General features: G+C 53.4%; 15 protein-coding genes. 8 read left to right on the top strand and 7 right to left on the bottom strand.

The features are described from left to right. Nucleotides 1-82 precede the first annotated feature (82 nt). The 5 genes from tilS to ACOJWD_RS02640 form a co-directional block, all read right to left on the bottom strand. Nucleotides 83-1,435: a tRNA lysidine(34) synthetase TilS gene (gene tilS, locus ACOJWD_RS02620; RefSeq protein WP_486991667.1), complete on the bottom strand. Its 1,353-nt coding sequence runs from the start codon at nucleotides 1,433-1,435 to the stop codon at nucleotides 83-85. A gap of 31 nt (nucleotides 1,436-1,466) precedes the next feature. Continuing rightward, nucleotides 1,467-3,605 carry a SpoIIE family protein phosphatase gene (locus tag ACOJWD_RS02625; protein WP_486991668.1) on the bottom strand — a complete coding sequence of 713 codons (2,139 nt, stop codon included), beginning with the start codon at nucleotides 3,603-3,605 and terminating at the stop codon, nucleotides 1,467-1,469. Between the two features lie 206 nt (nucleotides 3,606-3,811). Beyond that, nucleotides 3,812-4,699 carry a UTP--glucose-1-phosphate uridylyltransferase GalU gene (galU, locus tag ACOJWD_RS02630; RefSeq protein ID WP_486991669.1) on the bottom strand — a complete coding sequence of 296 codons (888 nt, stop codon included), beginning with the start codon at nucleotides 4,697-4,699 and terminating at the stop codon, nucleotides 3,812-3,814. A gap of 29 nt (nucleotides 4,700-4,728) precedes the next feature. Beyond that, a complete protein-coding gene (locus ACOJWD_RS02635; protein ID WP_486991670.1) occupies nucleotides 4,729-5,784 on the bottom strand; it encodes a mannose-1-phosphate guanylyltransferase in 1,056 nt (351 codons plus the stop codon). A gap of 5 nt (nucleotides 5,785-5,789) precedes the next feature. Then, nucleotides 5,790-6,965: a pyridoxal-phosphate-dependent aminotransferase family protein gene (locus ACOJWD_RS02640; protein ID WP_486991671.1), complete on the bottom strand. Its 1,176-nt coding sequence runs from the start codon at nucleotides 6,963-6,965 to the stop codon at nucleotides 5,790-5,792. A gap of 361 nt (nucleotides 6,966-7,326) precedes the next feature. Between ACOJWD_RS02640 and deoC the strand changes: the two genes are divergently transcribed. Continuing rightward, nucleotides 7,327-7,995, top strand: a complete 669-nt coding sequence (gene deoC / locus ACOJWD_RS02645) for a deoxyribose-phosphate aldolase (protein ID WP_486991672.1) — start codon at nucleotides 7,327-7,329, stop codon at nucleotides 7,993-7,995. 520 nt (nucleotides 7,996-8,515) lie between these two features. Next, nucleotides 8,516-9,730, top strand: a complete 1,215-nt coding sequence (locus tag ACOJWD_RS02650; protein WP_486991673.1) for a zinc-dependent alcohol dehydrogenase — start codon at nucleotides 8,516-8,518, stop codon at nucleotides 9,728-9,730. Nucleotides 9,731-9,779: 49 nt separating this feature from the next. Here the strand turns inward: ACOJWD_RS02650 and ACOJWD_RS02655 are convergent, their stop codons facing one another. Beyond that, nucleotides 9,780-10,061, bottom strand: coding sequence for a hypothetical protein (locus tag ACOJWD_RS02655; RefSeq protein ID WP_486991674.1), 282 nt, complete (start codon nucleotides 10,059-10,061; stop codon nucleotides 9,780-9,782). 493 nt (nucleotides 10,062-10,554) lie between these two features. Between ACOJWD_RS02655 and paaA the strand changes: the two genes are divergently transcribed. Genes paaA through ACOJWD_RS02680 form a run of 5 tightly spaced genes read left to right on the top strand, consistent with a single transcriptional unit; the run spans nucleotide 10,555 to nucleotide 14,187 of the window. Then, nucleotides 10,555-11,514: a 1,2-phenylacetyl-CoA epoxidase subunit PaaA gene (gene paaA / locus ACOJWD_RS02660; RefSeq protein ID WP_486991675.1), complete on the top strand. Its 960-nt coding sequence runs from the start codon at nucleotides 10,555-10,557 to the stop codon at nucleotides 11,512-11,514. After that, on the top strand, nucleotides 11,511-11,864 hold the full coding sequence (locus ACOJWD_RS02665; RefSeq protein ID WP_486991676.1) for a phenylacetic acid degradation protein: 354 nt from the start codon (nucleotides 11,511-11,513) through the stop codon (nucleotides 11,862-11,864). Before paaA ends, ACOJWD_RS02665 begins: the two co-directional genes overlap by 4 nt. Beyond that, nucleotides 11,861-12,628 carry a 1,2-phenylacetyl-CoA epoxidase subunit PaaC gene (gene paaC, locus ACOJWD_RS02670; RefSeq protein WP_486991677.1) on the top strand — a complete coding sequence of 256 codons (768 nt, stop codon included), beginning with the start codon at nucleotides 11,861-11,863 and terminating at the stop codon, nucleotides 12,626-12,628. Before ACOJWD_RS02665 ends, paaC begins: the two co-directional genes overlap by 4 nt. A 13-nt stretch (nucleotides 12,629-12,641) precedes the next feature. Next, the gene (paaD, locus tag ACOJWD_RS02675; protein ID WP_486991678.1) at nucleotides 12,642-13,076 is read left to right on the top strand and encodes a 1,2-phenylacetyl-CoA epoxidase subunit PaaD; all 435 of its coding nucleotides are present in this window, start codon (nucleotides 12,642-12,644) and stop codon (nucleotides 13,074-13,076) included. 37 nt (nucleotides 13,077-13,113) lie between these two features. Then, nucleotides 13,114-14,187, top strand: coding sequence for a class II aldolase/adducin family protein (locus ACOJWD_RS02680; protein WP_486991679.1), 1,074 nt, complete (start codon nucleotides 13,114-13,116; stop codon nucleotides 14,185-14,187). Between the two features lie 79 nt (nucleotides 14,188-14,266). On the opposite strand, the gene ACOJWD_RS02685 is transcribed toward ACOJWD_RS02680, so the two are convergent. Continuing rightward, a complete protein-coding gene (locus tag ACOJWD_RS02685) occupies nucleotides 14,267-15,355 on the bottom strand; it encodes a protoporphyrinogen/coproporphyrinogen oxidase (protein WP_486991680.1) in 1,089 nt (362 codons plus the stop codon). A 725-nt stretch (nucleotides 15,356-16,080) separates the two neighbouring features. Between ACOJWD_RS02685 and ACOJWD_RS02690 the strand changes: the two genes are divergently transcribed. Continuing rightward, nucleotides 16,081-17,352, top strand: coding sequence for an acetyl-CoA hydrolase/transferase family protein (locus tag ACOJWD_RS02690; RefSeq protein WP_486991681.1), 1,272 nt, complete (start codon nucleotides 16,081-16,083; stop codon nucleotides 17,350-17,352). Nucleotides 17,353-17,577 lie beyond the last annotated feature (225 nt).

Raw genomic sequence — 17,577 nt, forward strand, 5'->3', positions numbered from 1 at the left:
ACACAAATTCTTGAAACGCTCTTTTCACCGACGTTCCCTATTTAGGTCTATAGTATACCATAGGTCAATTTTTCAGGACCGTTCACCCCATTGAATTTCCGGGATTTGGTTCCACCGTAATGTGAAACACCGGATCCCCTCTTTGCGCCCGTGCATCTTCTGCGATACGAAGCCCGAGCACAGCCAGTATTGGCCCATTACCACTGGCCAAGAGGAGCGGCCACCGTCTACGTTGATCACGAGGTACTTTGTGATTCACAAAGATATCTTGGACTTTCTGGGAATGCCCCCTTAACCCGAGAGGACGCATTCGGTCGCCGACCTGCCATGAGCGTATCCAGAGATCACGGTAGCGTGCAGCATTAATCACTATTCCCGCCATAGGCGGAGCAAATACCGTGCGACGCACCTCGATGGTCCATTTTCCCCAGATAAATCGACCCTCTTGGGACACATTAATTGGCAGGGGGGATCCCCCCACTTCTTGCTCCTGAAACACCTCCAGGACACCACGCTCATCATGCTTGACTCGCCAGCCTCGAGGCCAATTGACGTCCCCAGTTAACGCGCTGGTCAAGTGTTTGGCGCTCACTCGAATTTCATGATGTTGTGCAAAGGCCCGCAAATAGGCGATGGATACTGCGGGAGGCCACTCGCGCCAGGGAGCGTCGAGTGTCAAGCGATCCTTTGTCTCCTGGACGGCATGCCTCCCAGACCAATGTTGCATAAGATAGTCCCATGCTCTCTCATAATCCTTTACCCGCGTGGCTAATCCCGCTAACGCATCGCGCAGTTGTGGATTTACTGCGTCTTGAAGATACGGCATGACCTGGTGCCGTAAGCGATTACGGAGGAACGCAAGATCGTGATTACTGGGGTCATTTAGCCATACCAGGTGATGTTCGCGCAGATACTGCTCTAAATCGGCGCGGGTCACATTTAAGAGCGGCCGCACAATCCGATTGCGACGCGATTTCATTCCTTGAAGCCCCTCAATGCCGGTGCCTTGTAGAAATCGCATCAGCACCGTTTCCGCTTGGTCATCTTTTTGATGTGCGGTCACAATATATCCATCCATCGACAATTCGCGAAAGACGCTGTATAGAGCATCATACCTCTGCCGTCTCGCAGCCATTTCGAGGCTCTCGCCTGCTCGCGGGAGCACAGTAATCGCACAAACGCGCAACGCCGTTTGAAACTTCTCGGCAAAATAGCGCGTAAGCCACTGAGCTTCTTGAGAAGAGTTCTCTCGTAATTGATGGTCAATATGTACGGGGTACAGCCGCACCGGCCAATCGTCATTAATTGCTCGTAATAAAGCATAGAGTGCCATCGAATCTGCGCCCCCACTTACCGCAACAATCAGCGAGGCTGAAGGCTGCCACAATCTTTGGGCTTCACGGAAAACCTCTTTCTCGACCCCATTCTTCGTCATAGCCTCAGTGTAGCGGATTCACGACGTGATTTCACGCGCGATGCGTTCCGGTGCGGGCACGAAGGGAGATCGGCGTGACACGTTGCCACTCCTTTACTCGGGTGTCCGAACCCTTATCTTGACGGCGCGCGGTCTGCGAGCCAATGGTCACCACCATGACTAAAGCATCGTCACGCCCATCGGCACTGTCTCCCAACATAAAGCTTAGAATCGTTTCGGCCATGAGTTGCGGTGTGCCTAGGGGCAGTTGACTGAGAAACTCCTTCAGCCGCTCCTCTCCCCGTCGCTGGTCGAGGTCCAACACTCCATCAGTGACCATCACCAACACATCTCCCGGCTCCACCGTGTAGGTAGTCGGCTCAATGCGGACTTCCTGTATAATGCCCACAGGAAGGCTATGACTTTCTATCGTAAAAACGTGCTCTCCCCGCTTGATATAGGTCGGAGAGGCCGCTACCTTAACAATTTCCATCTTGCGCGACGCTCGGTCGAGAAGTAACAAATCGAGCGTAGCAAAATGATCATCCACCGAACGCAGCAAAAGTGTTGTGTTGACGGCTTTAACCGCTAGGGTTTGGCTGAACCCCGCCATTAGCAACTGTTCCAGCAAGGACATCGCGGTGCCGCTTTCCCAGGCAGCGCGCGGGCCCACTCCCATGCCATCGGAAATGCCGAATACCACCCGTTCCGTAGAGAGTTCCCGGATCAATTCACTGTCGCCCGAGACCACTCCTCCTTGCCGTGGCCGTTTGGCGACCGCAACCTCATAGTGAAGCTTATCCGCTTTCCACCCCAGTCGCTCTGGTCGAGTGTTCCGAACGTCCTCAGCCATTTCAACCACCAGTTGAGCCAGACCCGTAAGTTGCGACTCTGCTAATGCCCGACTCTCCTTAATCCGTAGAGCAAAACTGGCGCGTTCCCGCTCACGATTCATCGCCGCATTGGCGGCATTCGCTAAGCTATCAGGACGAATACAACGATTTCTCAAAGGTCCAACCAAGTCATCTGCGCTGACCACGCCCTGTTCGGCCTTGGCACTTAAATCGACCAATCCCCGATAGGAGCGATAAAATTCATCCTCCCAACACGACCGATATAACGAGCACTTTTTACATACGCTCTCGACCACGTGTTGGACCACGTGTGTTTCAGGAGTCGCGAGGTCATCTTCAACGCGAAACGCTCTGGCCATCTCCTGCATCACCGTCGCAATGCGGGTCATGCGGTGACTCAGAGTCTCTTGCGCGTTCGGGCCGGTAAACGCTTCTATCGCTTCTCGGCCCATTCTCACCCAATGGTCTGGCAATGCTTGGAAAAGTGCCGCGGCAAGCGCTATGGATACCCAGAACTGTTCGAGAGCATTCGGCGTCGCGATAAAGACCGAATAAATGAGTACGCCCACCACAAGTCCCAGGGAGGCCAAGCGCCAATGCTTGGTCGCTCCCCACCCGGACAAAAACCCACCCGCAACCAAAATCCCGACTAAGTCGTTCCCGTGCCCGCGCAAGGCGAGGGTTAATCCTAGCGTTGCGCCAGCAACCGCTCCTCCCGAGGGCCCTTCCAAAACTGCTGCAGCCAACATGATGACCGCGCCGAACCACAGGCTCGGGCTCACATGAAACAGTTGATAGCCGGCAAGTCCCGCGATCAGACATCCTAAAGTCGCTAGGCCCAGAACCAGCGTTCCTTGATCCACCATGCCGGCGGTAATGCGATTCAATTCTCGAGAAAGAAGGTAAAATAAGGCGATTGCGCCGACAGCAATCCCGGCTATCACCGTTAAGGAATATGGGGTTAATGGTTGCTCCGTGGCACAAATGGCCCCAGCTCCTACCGCTAATAAGGGCCACTTCAAAAATTCCCATCCTGGACGCGACCACGGCAAGGGGACGGTGAGAGCCCAGCCAAACTCTACTAGGGCAAACACCCATCCCGCGCCGAACGCCGTCCCTAAAATCCCGCCCAACATGAAGGGTGCATACCACCTGCGCTTTTTCTGCCACACGATTAAAGAAAAAACCATTACAAATGGAGCGGCCTCACGGTAAATCATGGCTTGGCCGAGCAGCAATCCGGCCGCCCCTGCAAATAGCCATTCTTTCCAAAGAGCCATGCCTGCTCCTCGATGCGACCACAGTTCGTCCTTCATCGTCGTGACCTCGCCCGCCATTGTTATCCCCCTGGACCCGATACATAGTATCCTTAATTTACCAAGTGGGGTTGGGGACAACATAGCGGATTGTGTATGCGATTGGCGATAGGTTATCGACACCAGGTGCAAAATTCCACCGTAAGGCGAACGCCATTCCGCCACGAGACCAGGAAATGCCCTCGCAGCGCCAAGAAATTACTCCGCCTGCACGCACAATATTGAAGTTATCGATGTACCGATTCACACTCGGCTATCAGTTGCCGCAAATACGGTAGAATATCGTCGCGCAAATCTTCGCGTGCTAGCGCGGCTTCAATGGTCGCTTTGACAAATCCTAGCTTTTCGCCCACATCATATCGCTTGCCGTTGTAGGGAACGGCAATCAGTCGGTGTTCTCGCGCCAGCAAGTCCAACGCATCGGTTAATTGGATTTCGCCTCCCGCGCCTTGCGGCAGGTCTGACAACAAATGAAAAACGGCGGGATCTAAAATGTATCGTCCCATGACCGCCAGGGGCTGTTCTGGAGCATCTTGCGGGCGGGGCTTCTCCACCAAATGACTGACGTGCAAGGTCCCATCAGAATTTTCATTGCCGAAGACAATGCCGTAGCGGCTGGCCTCTTGTTGGGTCACCGGTTGAACAGCCACCACCGATGTTCCAGGCTCCCAGTGGTTCATCAATTGCTTTAAAATCGGTGGATCCCCCACCATCACATCGTCACCCAACAATACCGCAAATGGCTCCTGCCCGACATGTCGTCGAGCCGCTAATACCGCGTGTCCTAAACCCATCGGCACCTTCTGTCGGATAAAATGCAAGTCCGCTAATGCACTAACCTGTTGCACAATGGTAAGCAAATCCTCTTTACCTCGATCGCGCAGAAAATCCTCAAGCTCCGGGGCGCGATCAAAATGATCCTCAATTGACCCTTTATCTCGCCCAATGACCACCAGGAAGTCATCGATCCCCGAGGCCACTGCTTCTTCCACCACTAACTGGATGGTTGGGGTGTCAATGATAGGTATCATTTCTTTCGGCTGCGCCTTGGTCGCTGGCAAAAATCGGGTTCCCAGTCCCGCAGCAGGAATTACCGCCTTGTGTACGCCGTTCATGAACTGCCTCCTATTAATAAAATTTCATTTTATAAAAGATGGTCGTGATGTCCGCCTTCTTTGAGGGCTTGCACCACCATCCGCACATCTTGACTGCGGTCGGGCGATAAGATCAACACCGCATCATGTGTGGCCACAACAAACAGATCTTTGACGCCAATGAACGATACCACCGGCCCATCACTGATCGCCGTCACATTTTCAGACTCCAGAAACACGGCATGCCCTCGCGCCGCGTTTTGCTCATCATCACGAGGCAATAGCCTGGACAAGGCCGCAAAGGTGCCGACATCATCCCAGCCAATATTCGCAGGCAATACGTAGACTGGATGTGCTTGTTCCATAATCCCATGGTCCACCGAAATGGATGGCAATTCTGCAAAGATGGCTGAGATCTGTGAAGGGCTCTCGACTAGTGCTCGAACGCCCTCCCATAAAGTCGGAAGAAATTCGTGTACGGCATCCAAAAACTCTTTGACCTGAAATGCAAACATTCCGGAATTCCAAAAAAAGTGACCGCTCTGCACCATTTCCTCCGCCATCGCCCGCGGCGGCTTTTCTACAAATCGCTTGACCATCACCACGGCGGAATCCCCAAATGCATCTCCGTCACGTTCGATATAGCCATATCCGGTTTCGGGATGTGTTGGTACAATACCAAACGTGTAAAATCCCCCGTGCGTTTCGGCTAGCCCAAGCGCCTTATCTGCCAAGCTTAAAAAGCGCGCCTCATTTTGGATGACATGATCTGACGGCAACACCAGGATAACCGCATCCGGATCGGTCTGGTAGATGGACTGAGCCGCCCAAGCAATCGATGGAGCCGTATTACAGCCTTGTGGCTCTCCCAAAATGTGGTCCAGTGGCACAGATGGCAAATTATTGGCCACTTTTTCTACATAATCCACACCCGTCACGATGTAGGTATGCTCATCATCAATCAGTGACAATACACGATCTCGGGTTGTTTCTAACATACTCTTCTCACCAATTAAGGTGAGGAATTGCTTAGGATGCATGATCCGAGACAACGGCCAAAAACGTTCGCCCCGTCCTCCTGCAAGAATTACTAGCCAACGCGCCATAAACTCTATCCCTGCCCTACTGTGAGGTATGTGTGTTCCAATGCCGACAATCCCGACGGACGTGAGCACCCCTCGTCCTGTAAAATTTCCCGAAGCGCAACCAATAGCTCCATCATACGCGAAATGTGTGCCCCCTGACCCATGACTCCAATTCGCCAAATTTTACCCGCCCAAGGCCCTAGCCCCCCAGCAATTTCGATATGATATTGATCTAGAAGACGTTGTCGCACCCGCACATCGTCCACATTTTGGGGAATTTCCACAATCGCTACTGTCGACAAGCGATGTGCGCGTGGCACCACGAGCCGCAAGTCCATCGCCTCTAGTCCCGCCCATAAGCTTTCCGCTACACGGCGATGACGCGCGTAGGTATGATCGAGACCCTCATCAGAAATCATATTAAGTGCTTCATGCAAGGCATATATCATGCTGACGGGTGCCGTATGGTGATAGGCGCGACTTTTCCCTAGGTATTGACGAATCGCTCTTAGATCAAAGTACCAACTGGGAATAGGTGTCGTGCGGTTCTCCAAGACCTGAAGCGCTCGGGGACCGACGGTGAGTGGCGCGAGTCCTGGGGGCGCCGCTAAACACTTCTGACTGCCAGAAAACACTATGTCAAATCCCATTCGGTCAACCTCCACCGGTATTCCCCCCAGTGCCGTCACCGCATCCACCAATAAAAGAGCCCCCCGAGCGTGAATGAGATTGGCCCATCCGTCGAGAGGCTGTAAAACACCCGTGCTGGTCTCTGCTTTCACCACAATGACCATCCGAATTCCGGGATGTTGGTCCAGTACCGACTCCACACTCTCTAAAGAACATATCTCGCCAAACGGGACTTCAATCCGGTGGACAACCGCTCCCAGACGCTCTGCAGCATCAGCGAGACGCTGTCCAAAGATCCCTGCCTCAACGACTAGCACCGGGTCACCCGCTTCTACAAAGTTCGCAAGACTCATTTCCATTCCGGCGCTACCTGTACCCGACACTGGTACAGTCAGCTCATTATCTGTTCCAAACACTAAACGAAGCTGGTCCTGGAGCGCATCCATAATAGCCAAAAATTGCGGATCCATATGCCCCAATAAGGGTAAAGCCATCGCCGCACGAACACGATCAGCCACCGGAGAGGGACCCGGTCCTAAGAGCAGTCGTTCCGGTACAGATAGGTGACTCATCCACGATACCTCCTCGACAAAGCGTCTAATGCCCACTATTTTACCATGCCATATCCATGCGATGAGAATGGGCGATGCGTAACTTCACCCCCTCACGACAAAAACCACCCTTTCTCTCCAGTACTTCCTCGGCTACACCCCAACGCTAGTCCGCCAACTGACAAGCCCCTTCTCCCATTGGTGCCCGCATCGACAAATCAATCCCCCTTTAGTATCTCACCCCCAGCACTTCTCCCCCGAACCCCGAGAATACTCCACCGTCTTTCAATGCTGCAGATCCATTGATCGATTGGGGTGAGGCGCACCGAAAAAAGCGCTATAATCGGACCAACAAGAACACCCAACGCAAGGGGGACTTTCCTTGACTGCCAACGAATTAGCACAATTTATGGACCATACCCTACTTGTACCAGACGCAACCGAAAAGGATGTAGAACGGCTGGTCGACGAAGCGAAGACCTGGAATACCTTTGCCGTGTGCGTCAATAGCGGCTGCGTGCCGATTGCCGCCAAATACCGCGGTAGTCACAGGTCGCTTCGCATCGCGGCTACGGTCGGATTCCCGCTGGGTCAGGTGCTGACTGAAGCAAAAGTCGCTGAGACGATCGCGGCTATTCGGTATGGTGCCGATGAAATCGACATGGTCTATAATTTGGGGGCATTTTTGTCGGGCAACCTTCAGCTCGTGTCCGACGATATTGAAGCCGTCGTCAAGGCCGCGCACCCTGTGCCCGTCAAGGTCATCTTAGAGACTGCACGTCTCAGCGCCGAGCAAATTTATGAGGCGGCACAATTAGCGGTTCGCTCGGGAGCCCATACCGTAAAAACATCTACCGGATTCGGATTTTCTGGCGCTACCGTCGACGCTGTGAAGATTATGCGTGATGCCGTCGGCCCAAATGTTGGCGTCAAGGCTTCGGGAGGTATCGGCACCTATCAAGATGCGCTCCACATGATTGAAGCCGGTGCGACACGACTCGGCCTCTCTAAAACCGTCTCCGTGCTGTCGATGGCTCCAGGTGCTCAATAGCATTCCCCTGCGTCTCCCGCCATCTCACGCGCAGGGTGAGACGCCCCCACCCTGCTGAATCCAGGTGCTATCCGGGGGACGAGGTGAGGGCCATTTGGCACTATCAAACAGGGCCGCTCGGCCCTGTTGGCTCCCCTCCTGAAAGTTCAATACTTAACGCACACTCGCACAAAACGGATTGGATCCCGAGCAATACCCTACGAAGCGGACCCAGGGTAGCCCATGTCGATTTATGTCCCTAAGCGGTTATCGGGGCCGATTGGCGAACGCCCATGGCGGAGGATGAGGTAGGGGCGAATGTGATTGCAGAAATATCTTGAATATCTATGCGTACCCTCGTGATAAAAAGGAAGAGGTGAGACGCCAGTGCCGTCAGTATATTGTACAGCCGCGGGAGCTCCTTCGTCGGTAGATAAAGCCACAAGGACGCCGGTCAGTCAGTTTCGGTGGTGGCTGGCGCGCCACAAAATTAGTTGAGTCCCTCGACGTCTGGACTCGCCTCCGAGAAAGGAAAACCACTATGTCAGACACCACCTATCACGCCCTTCAGTACCACCTCAGTCTCGGTCGACTCGCGCTTCAAAAGGCGCGACCTAAAAGTGCATTAAAGTGGAGCCAAGGAGCCCTCCAACTTCGAGACCTTTCGCTCTCCCTTGATGCGATCCACGAACCGCAATGGATTCCTGTCCGCCCTAGCCTGTCCGGGATTTGTGGATCGGATATCAATCTCTTACGAGGACAAAGCTCGCCATACCTTTCTCCCTTAGTCTCATTGCCTGCAGTACTGGGTCACGAAGTCGTCGGCACCATAGATACCGACCGTGCCCCGTGGCCGCGCGGCACCCCGGTTGTCATTGACCCGACGCTAGCTTGTTCTGCTCGAAATCTACCTCTCTGCGTGGCGTGCCAACGTGGCGAACCCGACGAGTGTGCTAATCGCCAAGACCCAGGATTTGGCCCCGGCCTATTACTGGGTTATAATCGCCATCTCCCTGGCGGCTGGTCCACGCGCATGTGGGCGCCGAGCAGTCAAGTCATCCCTATCCCGCCACAACTGAGTCTTCGCCGCGCCGTGTTGGCTGAACCGGCGAGCATTGTCTGGCATGGGCTGGCACGTGTCAATTGGAATCAGATTTCCACCATCTTGATCATTGGCGCAGGGACTATTGGGCTTCTTGCAACATGGCTCTGCACTACTAAAGCGCCTCACAACTTCATTGCGGTCCGGGCACGACACCCCTATCAAGCACGACTGGCCACCGAGCTGGGCGCCACCGAGGTGTACTCCTCAGGTGATGACCGCGCATTTGTCGCCGATGACGCCTTAACTCCTCTAGCCGGTCCTGTCCTGCCAAGCCGTTTTTCGTCTCAGCCGTATCGTCCTGAAGGATTCGATCTCATCATCGACACTGCGGGCACGCAACATTCCCTCTATCAGGCCCTTTCGCTCACGCGACCGGGGGGACAAATTCTTTTACTTGGCGGCGCTGGACGCATGTCTGTCGAGATGACCCCTATTTGGAGTCGGCGCCTCACACTTTATGGTTCATTCGGATATTCCCACCACGGTTCGAGTTCTAAAGCGTTCCGAGACACATTGCATCTTCTTACTGAAACAACAGCACCTCTCGAGCTTCTGGTAACCCATACGATTCCGCTAGACCAATACCGAGAAGCCATTGCCCTCTTTCGAGATCGTCAGACCGCCACCGTTAAAGTAGCATTCGCACCATAACTCTGACGAGTAACGATTCGTCCCCCCTCAGCTATGTCTGACAAAACGATTAGGCCCCTTTGGAGTGCATACCATTACGGGTCGGATAGAGCCGTGTCAACAGGCGAGCTAGATCCTCTCCGGTCACCAACGAGTCCACGACAATCCCCGTGGGCCAACGCACCTCCGCTCGATCAATCACCTCTTGCAACAGGTCCACCCATTCCATCCAATTTGAGACCTCTTCACGAAACAACGGTGTTTTTTCCGTTAAAAACTCCTCGTCAAATCCCCACTCGCTAATAAGAACGGAGCGAATCAAACCCCACCAGTCCCTTGATGTGTACGTCATCTGAATGCCCTCCCGACTTTCCTGTTAAGCTCATTATCCGACTTCGACACAGTACCAAAATGGGCATACGGACCCTTTCTTATGCGACCTTTGACCCTTTAAACAGATTCTTTGAGGAGATTTTGCGAATTTAGTCCATCCGACCCATAGAATGGGTCCAATAGTCCCTTACTACGTCAGTTCAACATTTATACATTAAACAATAGAGCTTATGCCATATTGACACTAAAAGGAGTGCAAAGCTTATCCCTGACCAAACATCTCCCGTCGAATACTGGCGCATACGTCTCAGCCATGTGGTTAACCAATACGGCTCTTTACATCATCCTGAGGTCCTCCATTTGAGTCGTATCTTGGATACTTTCATTTGAGAAATTCAAAAAAGGGAGACCTCCAAAATAGACCTTGTCTCTAGTTAAAACCCGATGACCTTCTTGCCTGGTAGAGCGTTAGAAGGCCCGCATAACAAGCAAGCGCTAGTTAGGAGGAAGCGATGTTGACATCAATTGAGGAGATATTTACCGAACGAATCCACGCAGGCGATAAAATTGAAGCCACCGATTGGATGCCTGATGAATATCGGAGACTACTCATTAAACAAATTCACATGCATGCCGTGAGTGAGATCATGGGAGCCTATCCGGAAAGAGAGTGGGTCACGAAGGCTCCTACCATTCGTCGCAAGCTTGCCCTTAACGCGAAAATTCAAGATGAAATTGGACACGGTCAAATGCTCCTAAGGCTCGCCGAAGACCTCAGCCGCCCCTATGGACGTGGGCGTGAAGATCTTCTCAACGACGTCCTCAACGGGCAAGTAAAGTTCCATAATGTTTTTCATTTAAGAGCTCCCACGTGGGCGGATGCAGGGGTGATCGGATTTCTCGTCGATGGAGGGGCCATTATTACCCAGGCGATGTTACTGAAAAGTTCTTATGCCCCTTACGCGCGCATGCTAAAACGAATCGTGGCCGAAGAGAGCTTTCATATGCAATACGGAGAATCCGTTGTCCTCGCTCTAGCTGAAGGAACCGACTTGCAACAGCGCCTCTTACAAGATGCCATTAACCGGTGGTGGCCCGCCATGATGTTTTTTTTCGGTCCCCGGGAGATGGGTCCATCCTCCCGCCGAATGCTGGATTTCCGAATTCGCTCTTTAACAAATGAACAACTGAGACAAAAATTTATTGCACGTTATGTACCACGGATCCGTGCACTCGGCGCAACCCTTCCAGATCCTTCACTCCACTATGATTCCGAGCACGACCTCTGGTCGTATACTGACCCCGATTGGGCATGGTTTAACCAGATCGTGCATGACAACACGGGACCCATGTCCCAAGAGCGGCTATCATTGCGTCGACAGGCTCACGAAGGACTACGTTGGGCTCGTCAGGCGGCCTTAAACTCCAGTCAACCCTCGTATCCATTCTTCAGCGAGGGTGTGAGCTTATGAGCCTCATGGCCGATGCACCTGTCTATGAGGTATTCGCTCAAAGTCATGCCCTGAGTTTTGCCACCCATGTGGGCAGTGTGCGAGCCGCATCTGCCGAACTGGCATTGCAATTCGCTCGAGAAACCTTCTTTCGACGCGAATCCGCCTATGACATCTGGGTTGTCCCATTCGCCGCCATTACCCATGCGCGTAGTTTCTCCATGGCACTGCCCACCAATCCGGAGGAAAGAACCTACCGACTCCCCAGTGGCTATGATAATGGCCCGCATTGGAAAGCCTTTAAGGCCCGTCCGCAAACTATCGACGACGTGGCACGAGACGTTGAATCGACAGGAGGTCATCAATCGTGATCCTACTTACGGAAAAACAGAGTCGATCGCTCAGTCGACTACTGCTGTCAGTGGCAGATGATGAATGGATGATGGGACATCGTGGCGGCGAATGGCTTGCATTAGGTCCCGATCTCGAAGAGGATCTCGCCATCAGCTCGATTAGTCAAGATGAAATAGGGCACGCGGCGCTATTTTATGAAATTGCTGAGGATTTGGGGCAGCCCTGTGGAGACATCGAGGTATATTTTCGCGATCCGGACGAATGGTTATGTGCCACCCTTACCATCCTCCCCCAACAGGATTGGGCAGAATGGGTAGTCAGACGTTATCTCTACGAAACCTTTGACAGCATCCGACGTACCGCGCTCGCAGCCATACCCTACCCCCCATTGGAGTATGCCTTACAAAAAATTGAACGAGAAGAAGCCTACCACATTACCCACAGTGAGACTCTGATGCGTATCCTGGCCGAGGGCGGATCGGTGAGTGCCGGATATTTACACGCTGCCGTGGTGCGTGATTGGCGCTATGTCGATTCGCTCTTTCATCGCCATTTCGCCGAGCCCAGTAGCTCACCATGGACCCAGCCAGGCCTGAGTGCAGAACACATGAAGCGCGAATTCGAAAGTCGTATTCTTCATCAATTTACCCTTTGGGGTATTTCTTGGCCCGTCAATGACCCAGAAATTCGCGAACGGCCCACCGAGCGTCTGCAATATCTGGAACCGATTGTTCAAGAAACGCGCGAAGTTCGCCGTATGGCCCCCACGTCCGAATGGTAGAGGAGAGACTTTCATGAACCAACACGCATTGTGGAAGCGACTGGCGACCGTCCATGATCCAGAGGTCCCCTGCGTCAGCATCGTCGATTTAGGATTGGTCGTGTCCATCACGGTGACGGCCGATGCGGCTCATGTGGTTCTACGCCCGACATTTATTGGATGCCCTGCCCTTGATTGGATTGGTCAGCGCGTCCGCCAAGCCTTATATCCGATGACGTCCTTTGTGGAGTATGATTTAGGCCGCCCTTGGACGACCGACGATATTTCGCGTACCGGGCGCGAACAACTTCGCGCCTTTGGCATTGCGCCTCCGGGCGAGACGGACACCTGCCCCTTCTGTGGATCCCGAGATACGCATCGCGAGAGCCTATTTGGAGGGCAACTGTGCCGTGCCAGCTACTACTGCCAATCGTGTCATCAACCCTTTAGTGCCTGGAAATCTATCTAGCAACCCTTGACTACTACTTTTCAGAGGAGGCCCTTTTATGTTATTCGCCTTTAATGGGGAGCATCCATCCCCCTGGTTTGTACAAACCCAAAAAGCTCTACGCGATGTGATGAAGGCTCATGGGCACCAAGAAATACCCGATGTCGAAAACGCCGGTTTAGTCTTTCACCTAATCGTCCCCGACAAACCCCGACCCTTTCGACGAAAGTCTCAAGCGACCTTTGTCGTCGGGGTGATCCCTTGGGATCATCCCATCACCGAGCCTCTTCAAAGTCATTATCCCCTCCTCGTCCGCTCGCTTTCCAATCTTGTTCTGAGCGGGTGGTCACCGCGTGAGGCAACCTTTCTGGTCACCCCTGAACTCGGACATTACGCCGTGCATCCTGCGTTATCCTCGAACGATTGGCGAGAAGAGCTCTACGAACGTATTGCGCCGTTAGCGACCTCTCACCTGGTGATTGATAACATTTTCGACCAAGACCTGCCTGAATACCTATGGCGTGGAACCACCACCACCCAGGACATGCGAGAAGCCAGCCGAATTCTAGACTCCTGGAAGTTATTCCCGACCCCGTATCCGGTCGCTGATATCCTGCCCGCAGCGGATTTGCGCCACCTCAGACACGTATTCGGCATTGGAGGACTGAGTTATGGAAATCTCAGTGCCCGTCACGAAGGCGAACAATTTTGGATGTCGGCGAGCGGGGTTGATAAGGGAAAAATCGGCACCGTAAGCCAGGATATTCTCTTAGTCAAGGGCTATGACGCTGCCGAAAATGCCATGCGCATATCGGTCGCACCCCATGCCGTTCCCCTCCGAGTTTCTGTGGATGCGGTAGAGCATTGGGGCATCTATCGCCGTCACCCAGAAATCGGGGCGATTATCCATATCCATGCTTGGGTTGAAGGCATCCCCAGCACCACCATCAATTATCCGTGCGGAACGGTGGAAATGGGCGAATCAATGTCTCAATTACTTGACCAAGATCCGCATCCAGAACGTACCATCATCGGGCTACGCAACCATGGCATTACCGCCACCGGACCTCACTTCCCGGACATCCTGGAAAGACTCGCCCACCGGGTGCTTCCCCAAGTTCCCATGCAATAGCCTCACGTTCCGGGATATACCATAGGACCGCTTATCGGATGATGTCTCAACGATGAGCGGTCCTATACCATGACCTCAACTAATTCCCAACCACCCATCCCTGCAGATGAGTTTTTCGCCCTACCCAGGCCGCCAGGTGCTCGGCCTCTTCCCATGCCACACGTACACAATCCGATAGTCCAGGGCCTCCAATATACGGTCCAATAATCCCTATGTAGGGTTGATTCTCAGTCATCGGCCATCGTGGGATTACCAGGTGTTCTGGAACAGACGGCAACGCCGTTTGGTGCCGCATCACATGTGTCCATAGGGGAGGTTCATGAGCGCCGACAAGACGGGCCAAAACCGCTTCTTGACGATCGATCAGCTCCTGGTCGCTCCATCCACTGGGATCCGGGCCGGGGGGCCCCCAAAAAGTACGACTGACCAGGTAGTCCGTATTATCCTCTTTATAATTCCACTTCGTATTGAGCCAAGTACAGGCGCTAAGATCTAGCCCAGCCTCTTTAGACACCACAAATCCCGTATGATCCCATAGCGAGTGCCCCGAAAAACCCTTCCGAGCATACACGCTTCCAATCACCGCACGATGTTGATATTGGACCGAGTCAACCCATGTCAAGAGGCCGCCATCAATGTCTGATACAAGTGTAGGCATGCTGGCTGCCGGAATCGCCAAGATGACCGCATCATAGGGACCTTCCCTGCCACTTGCACTGTTCACCCACCATTCTCGCCCAGATTGCGTCAACTGCTGTACCGACGTGTTGGTCAAGATCTTCGTACGCTGCAAACTATTCTGCAACGCCTTGGGTAATTGGTCTAATCCTGACCGCAAAGTATAGGATCGAGCCTCGACGCTAGGAAAGTCATGCCATCCATCAGCCTTCAGCCAAAGAGGCGGTTTTGCGGTCGGGCGTAAAGAAATCAACTGATCACCCAATCCCACACGGTGACACAGGTCCACCACTCCCCGCGGCTTATCCACCAGACTATCCGGGCCCATTTCGAGGATAAGATGCTTCCATCGCTTGGTGGAAATTACCCCACCCACCGTCGACTGCGCTTCAAAAAGGTCTATTGTGGATGACCCTCCCCAGGCAAGGCTTTCCAATTCATAGCATAGCGTCAGTCCCGATATGCCCCCACCGATCACTGCATAGCGCACTTTTCTGACTCCTCTCCAATGTGCATTCCCCATCTTGACGATGAAAAATCGGGGAAAATTTTACTGGTTACGGAGGATCTTTAAAGGGACCCGCTCCCCAAAAATCCCCTCGTGTCCATGCGTGGCCTACGAAAGCTCTCCATCATACCCGCCTTGCACTGCTCGCTATCGCCCTCAAGCTCTGCCGCCTTATGCAGAATGAAGAGTCAAAATCGAAATCATGCAACGGCCACAGCACGCAGACACTCATCCTCGGTACCTCCCACAGCATCACGATCCACCGTCCCGTCGTAGAAGACTGGGAAAGAGTCTTATTGAAGTCCCTCGCAGGTCCATCAAAAGCGGAATCGGTCCGAAATGACCTCTTGACGATAAGTAACGCGGACCTGCCACGATGCTATTGGTCCCGTCAGCCGCCAAGCGGCTATTGCGGCGACAATGTCCTCAGAGTTGGCCCTCAACGGGATTGAGCAATGCGCCACAGACGTCCTTAGAACCGCATCTTGTCGCTATAATGAAGTATGGTTAGTGAAATAATGGGCGTATATGGTCCATCGGCCCAATTGAGGCGGGCGTTTGGTCATCTCATCAGTTGGACAGCGATTGCTAGAACCCGGCGCCAAGATAGCGCCGATGGTTCTCGTTGGATAGGCCCTTTTGACCCTATGGTTGAGAAGCCGCAAACGCCATACTGACCACAGTTCAAACGATCCGGAGGGTACCTCATGAAAATCGTCAGCATAGAGCGCGCGCTTCAGACAGTTGAGTCTCATATGCGAATCTATACCCAAGGAATGGCATCCACCCCCCACGGACTACTGAGTGCCTTAGCTCAACGTAGTCTCGAAATCGATGATGTCATTCTTTCCCACCTTCATTTAGAGGGTCCGACGCCTTGGATTCAACCACCCCTACGCCCCCATCTGCGCGATGTATCCCTGTTCGTTGGACAGAACCTCCGCGAAGCCGTCAATACCGGCATCGCGGACTATGTGCCCATTTTCCTATCCGAAGTCCCGTGGTTTCTTCAACAACCCCAATTCCGTCCCCAGGTCGCGTTCATTAATGTGAGCCCACCTGACCCCCACGGCTTTGTCAGCCTGGGCCCCACCATTGAAGCCACTCTCACCGCCATCCACACGGCCGACATCATCATTGCGCAAATTAATCCGCAAGTGCCACGCGTCCTTGGAGATGCCCTCATCCCTGTAGGGGCGATTACGTATGGCGTGCCTTGGGATGAGGCATTGAATGCCTCCGGTTCTATGATGATAGATCCGCTGTCTGAAACCATCGGCCGATACGTGGCGAGCCTCATCCCGGATCGCGCCACGCTGCAACTCGGTATTGGCCGAATTCCCGATGCGGTATTGCACCAACTCGGCAGTCACCAAGACCTCGGAATTCATAGTGAAATGATTTCAGACGGTGTACGAATCCTCACCGAACGCGGTGTGATCACTGGACGCTTTAAGCACACGGATCCAGGTCAAATTGTTGCAACGTTTGCCATGGGAAGTTCAGCCATGTATCCATTCGTCGATGACAACCCAGCGGTCTCGTTACGAGCGGTCGACTACACTAACAACACCGCCGTCATCCGACGTAATCCGCGCATGACTTCCATCAATTCTGCCATCGAAGTCGACATTAATGGACAAGTAGCCGCCGAGTCCATTGGTTCGTATATTATGTCCGGGGTGGGCGGACAAATGGACTTTGTTCGAGGAGCGAGTCTTGCGGCGGACGGAAAATCGATTATTGCCCTCCCTTCACGGACCACTTCAGGAGAGCCGCGCATTGTCACAAATCTCCGGCCAGGTTGTGCAGTAACCACCACACGGAACCATGTGCAATATGTCGTCACCGAATATGGCATCGCGGAATTGCATGGAAAGACGCTCAAAGAACGCGCGCAACAATTAATTGCCATCGCACATCCGGATGACCGCGAAAACTTAGCACGTTCTGCCCATGCCCGCTTCACGGATTTTTAACCCTGTTGTACTCATACGAGTGCGGCAAGATCGGCCAATACACCTGCCGTAGCCGGTTCAGTTAGCCCTCAGCCGTCGCCCTAGACTAGGTGTGACCTATTTGACGCTTACGCATCAGCGGGTGCATAATTACATCCCGGATCTTGTGCTAATAAATTCTGGGTCACCGCGTATGCGCGGGCTCGTGAACCACCACACGAAAACCGATATGCGCACGTATGACAA

The sequence above is a fragment of the Sulfobacillus sp. TH-112 genome, assembly GCF_057473405.1.

Coding starts and splice junctions, on each gene's coding strand:
- ACOJWD_RS02640 (WP_486991671.1), bottom strand. CDS start 6,965: ATGAGTCACCTATCTGTACCGGAACGACTGCTCTTAGGACCGGGTCCC.
- ACOJWD_RS02635 (WP_486991670.1), bottom strand. CDS start 5,784: ATGGCGCGTTGGCTAGTAATTCTTGCAGGAGGACGGGGCGAACGTTTT.
- ACOJWD_RS02690 (WP_486991681.1), top strand. CDS start 16,081: ATGAAAATCGTCAGCATAGAGCGCGCGCTTCAGACAGTTGAGTCTCAT.
- ACOJWD_RS02655 (WP_486991674.1), bottom strand. CDS start 10,061: ATGACGTACACATCAAGGGACTGGTGGGGTTTGATTCGCTCCGTTCTT.
- paaA (WP_486991675.1), top strand. CDS start 10,555: ATGTTGACATCAATTGAGGAGATATTTACCGAACGAATCCACGCAGGC.
- paaD (WP_486991678.1), top strand. CDS start 12,642: ATGAACCAACACGCATTGTGGAAGCGACTGGCGACCGTCCATGATCCA.
- ACOJWD_RS02680 (WP_486991679.1), top strand. CDS start 13,114: ATGTTATTCGCCTTTAATGGGGAGCATCCATCCCCCTGGTTTGTACAA.
- ACOJWD_RS02625 (WP_486991668.1), bottom strand. CDS start 3,605: ATGGCGGGCGAGGTCACGACGATGAAGGACGAACTGTGGTCGCATCGA.
- tilS (WP_486991667.1), bottom strand. CDS start 1,435: ATGACGAAGAATGGGGTCGAGAAAGAGGTTTTCCGTGAAGCCCAAAGA.
- galU (WP_486991669.1), bottom strand. CDS start 4,699: ATGAACGGCGTACACAAGGCGGTAATTCCTGCTGCGGGACTGGGAACC.
- ACOJWD_RS02665 (WP_486991676.1), top strand. CDS start 11,511: ATGAGCCTCATGGCCGATGCACCTGTCTATGAGGTATTCGCTCAAAGT.
- ACOJWD_RS02650 (WP_486991673.1), top strand. CDS start 8,516: ATGTCAGACACCACCTATCACGCCCTTCAGTACCACCTCAGTCTCGGT.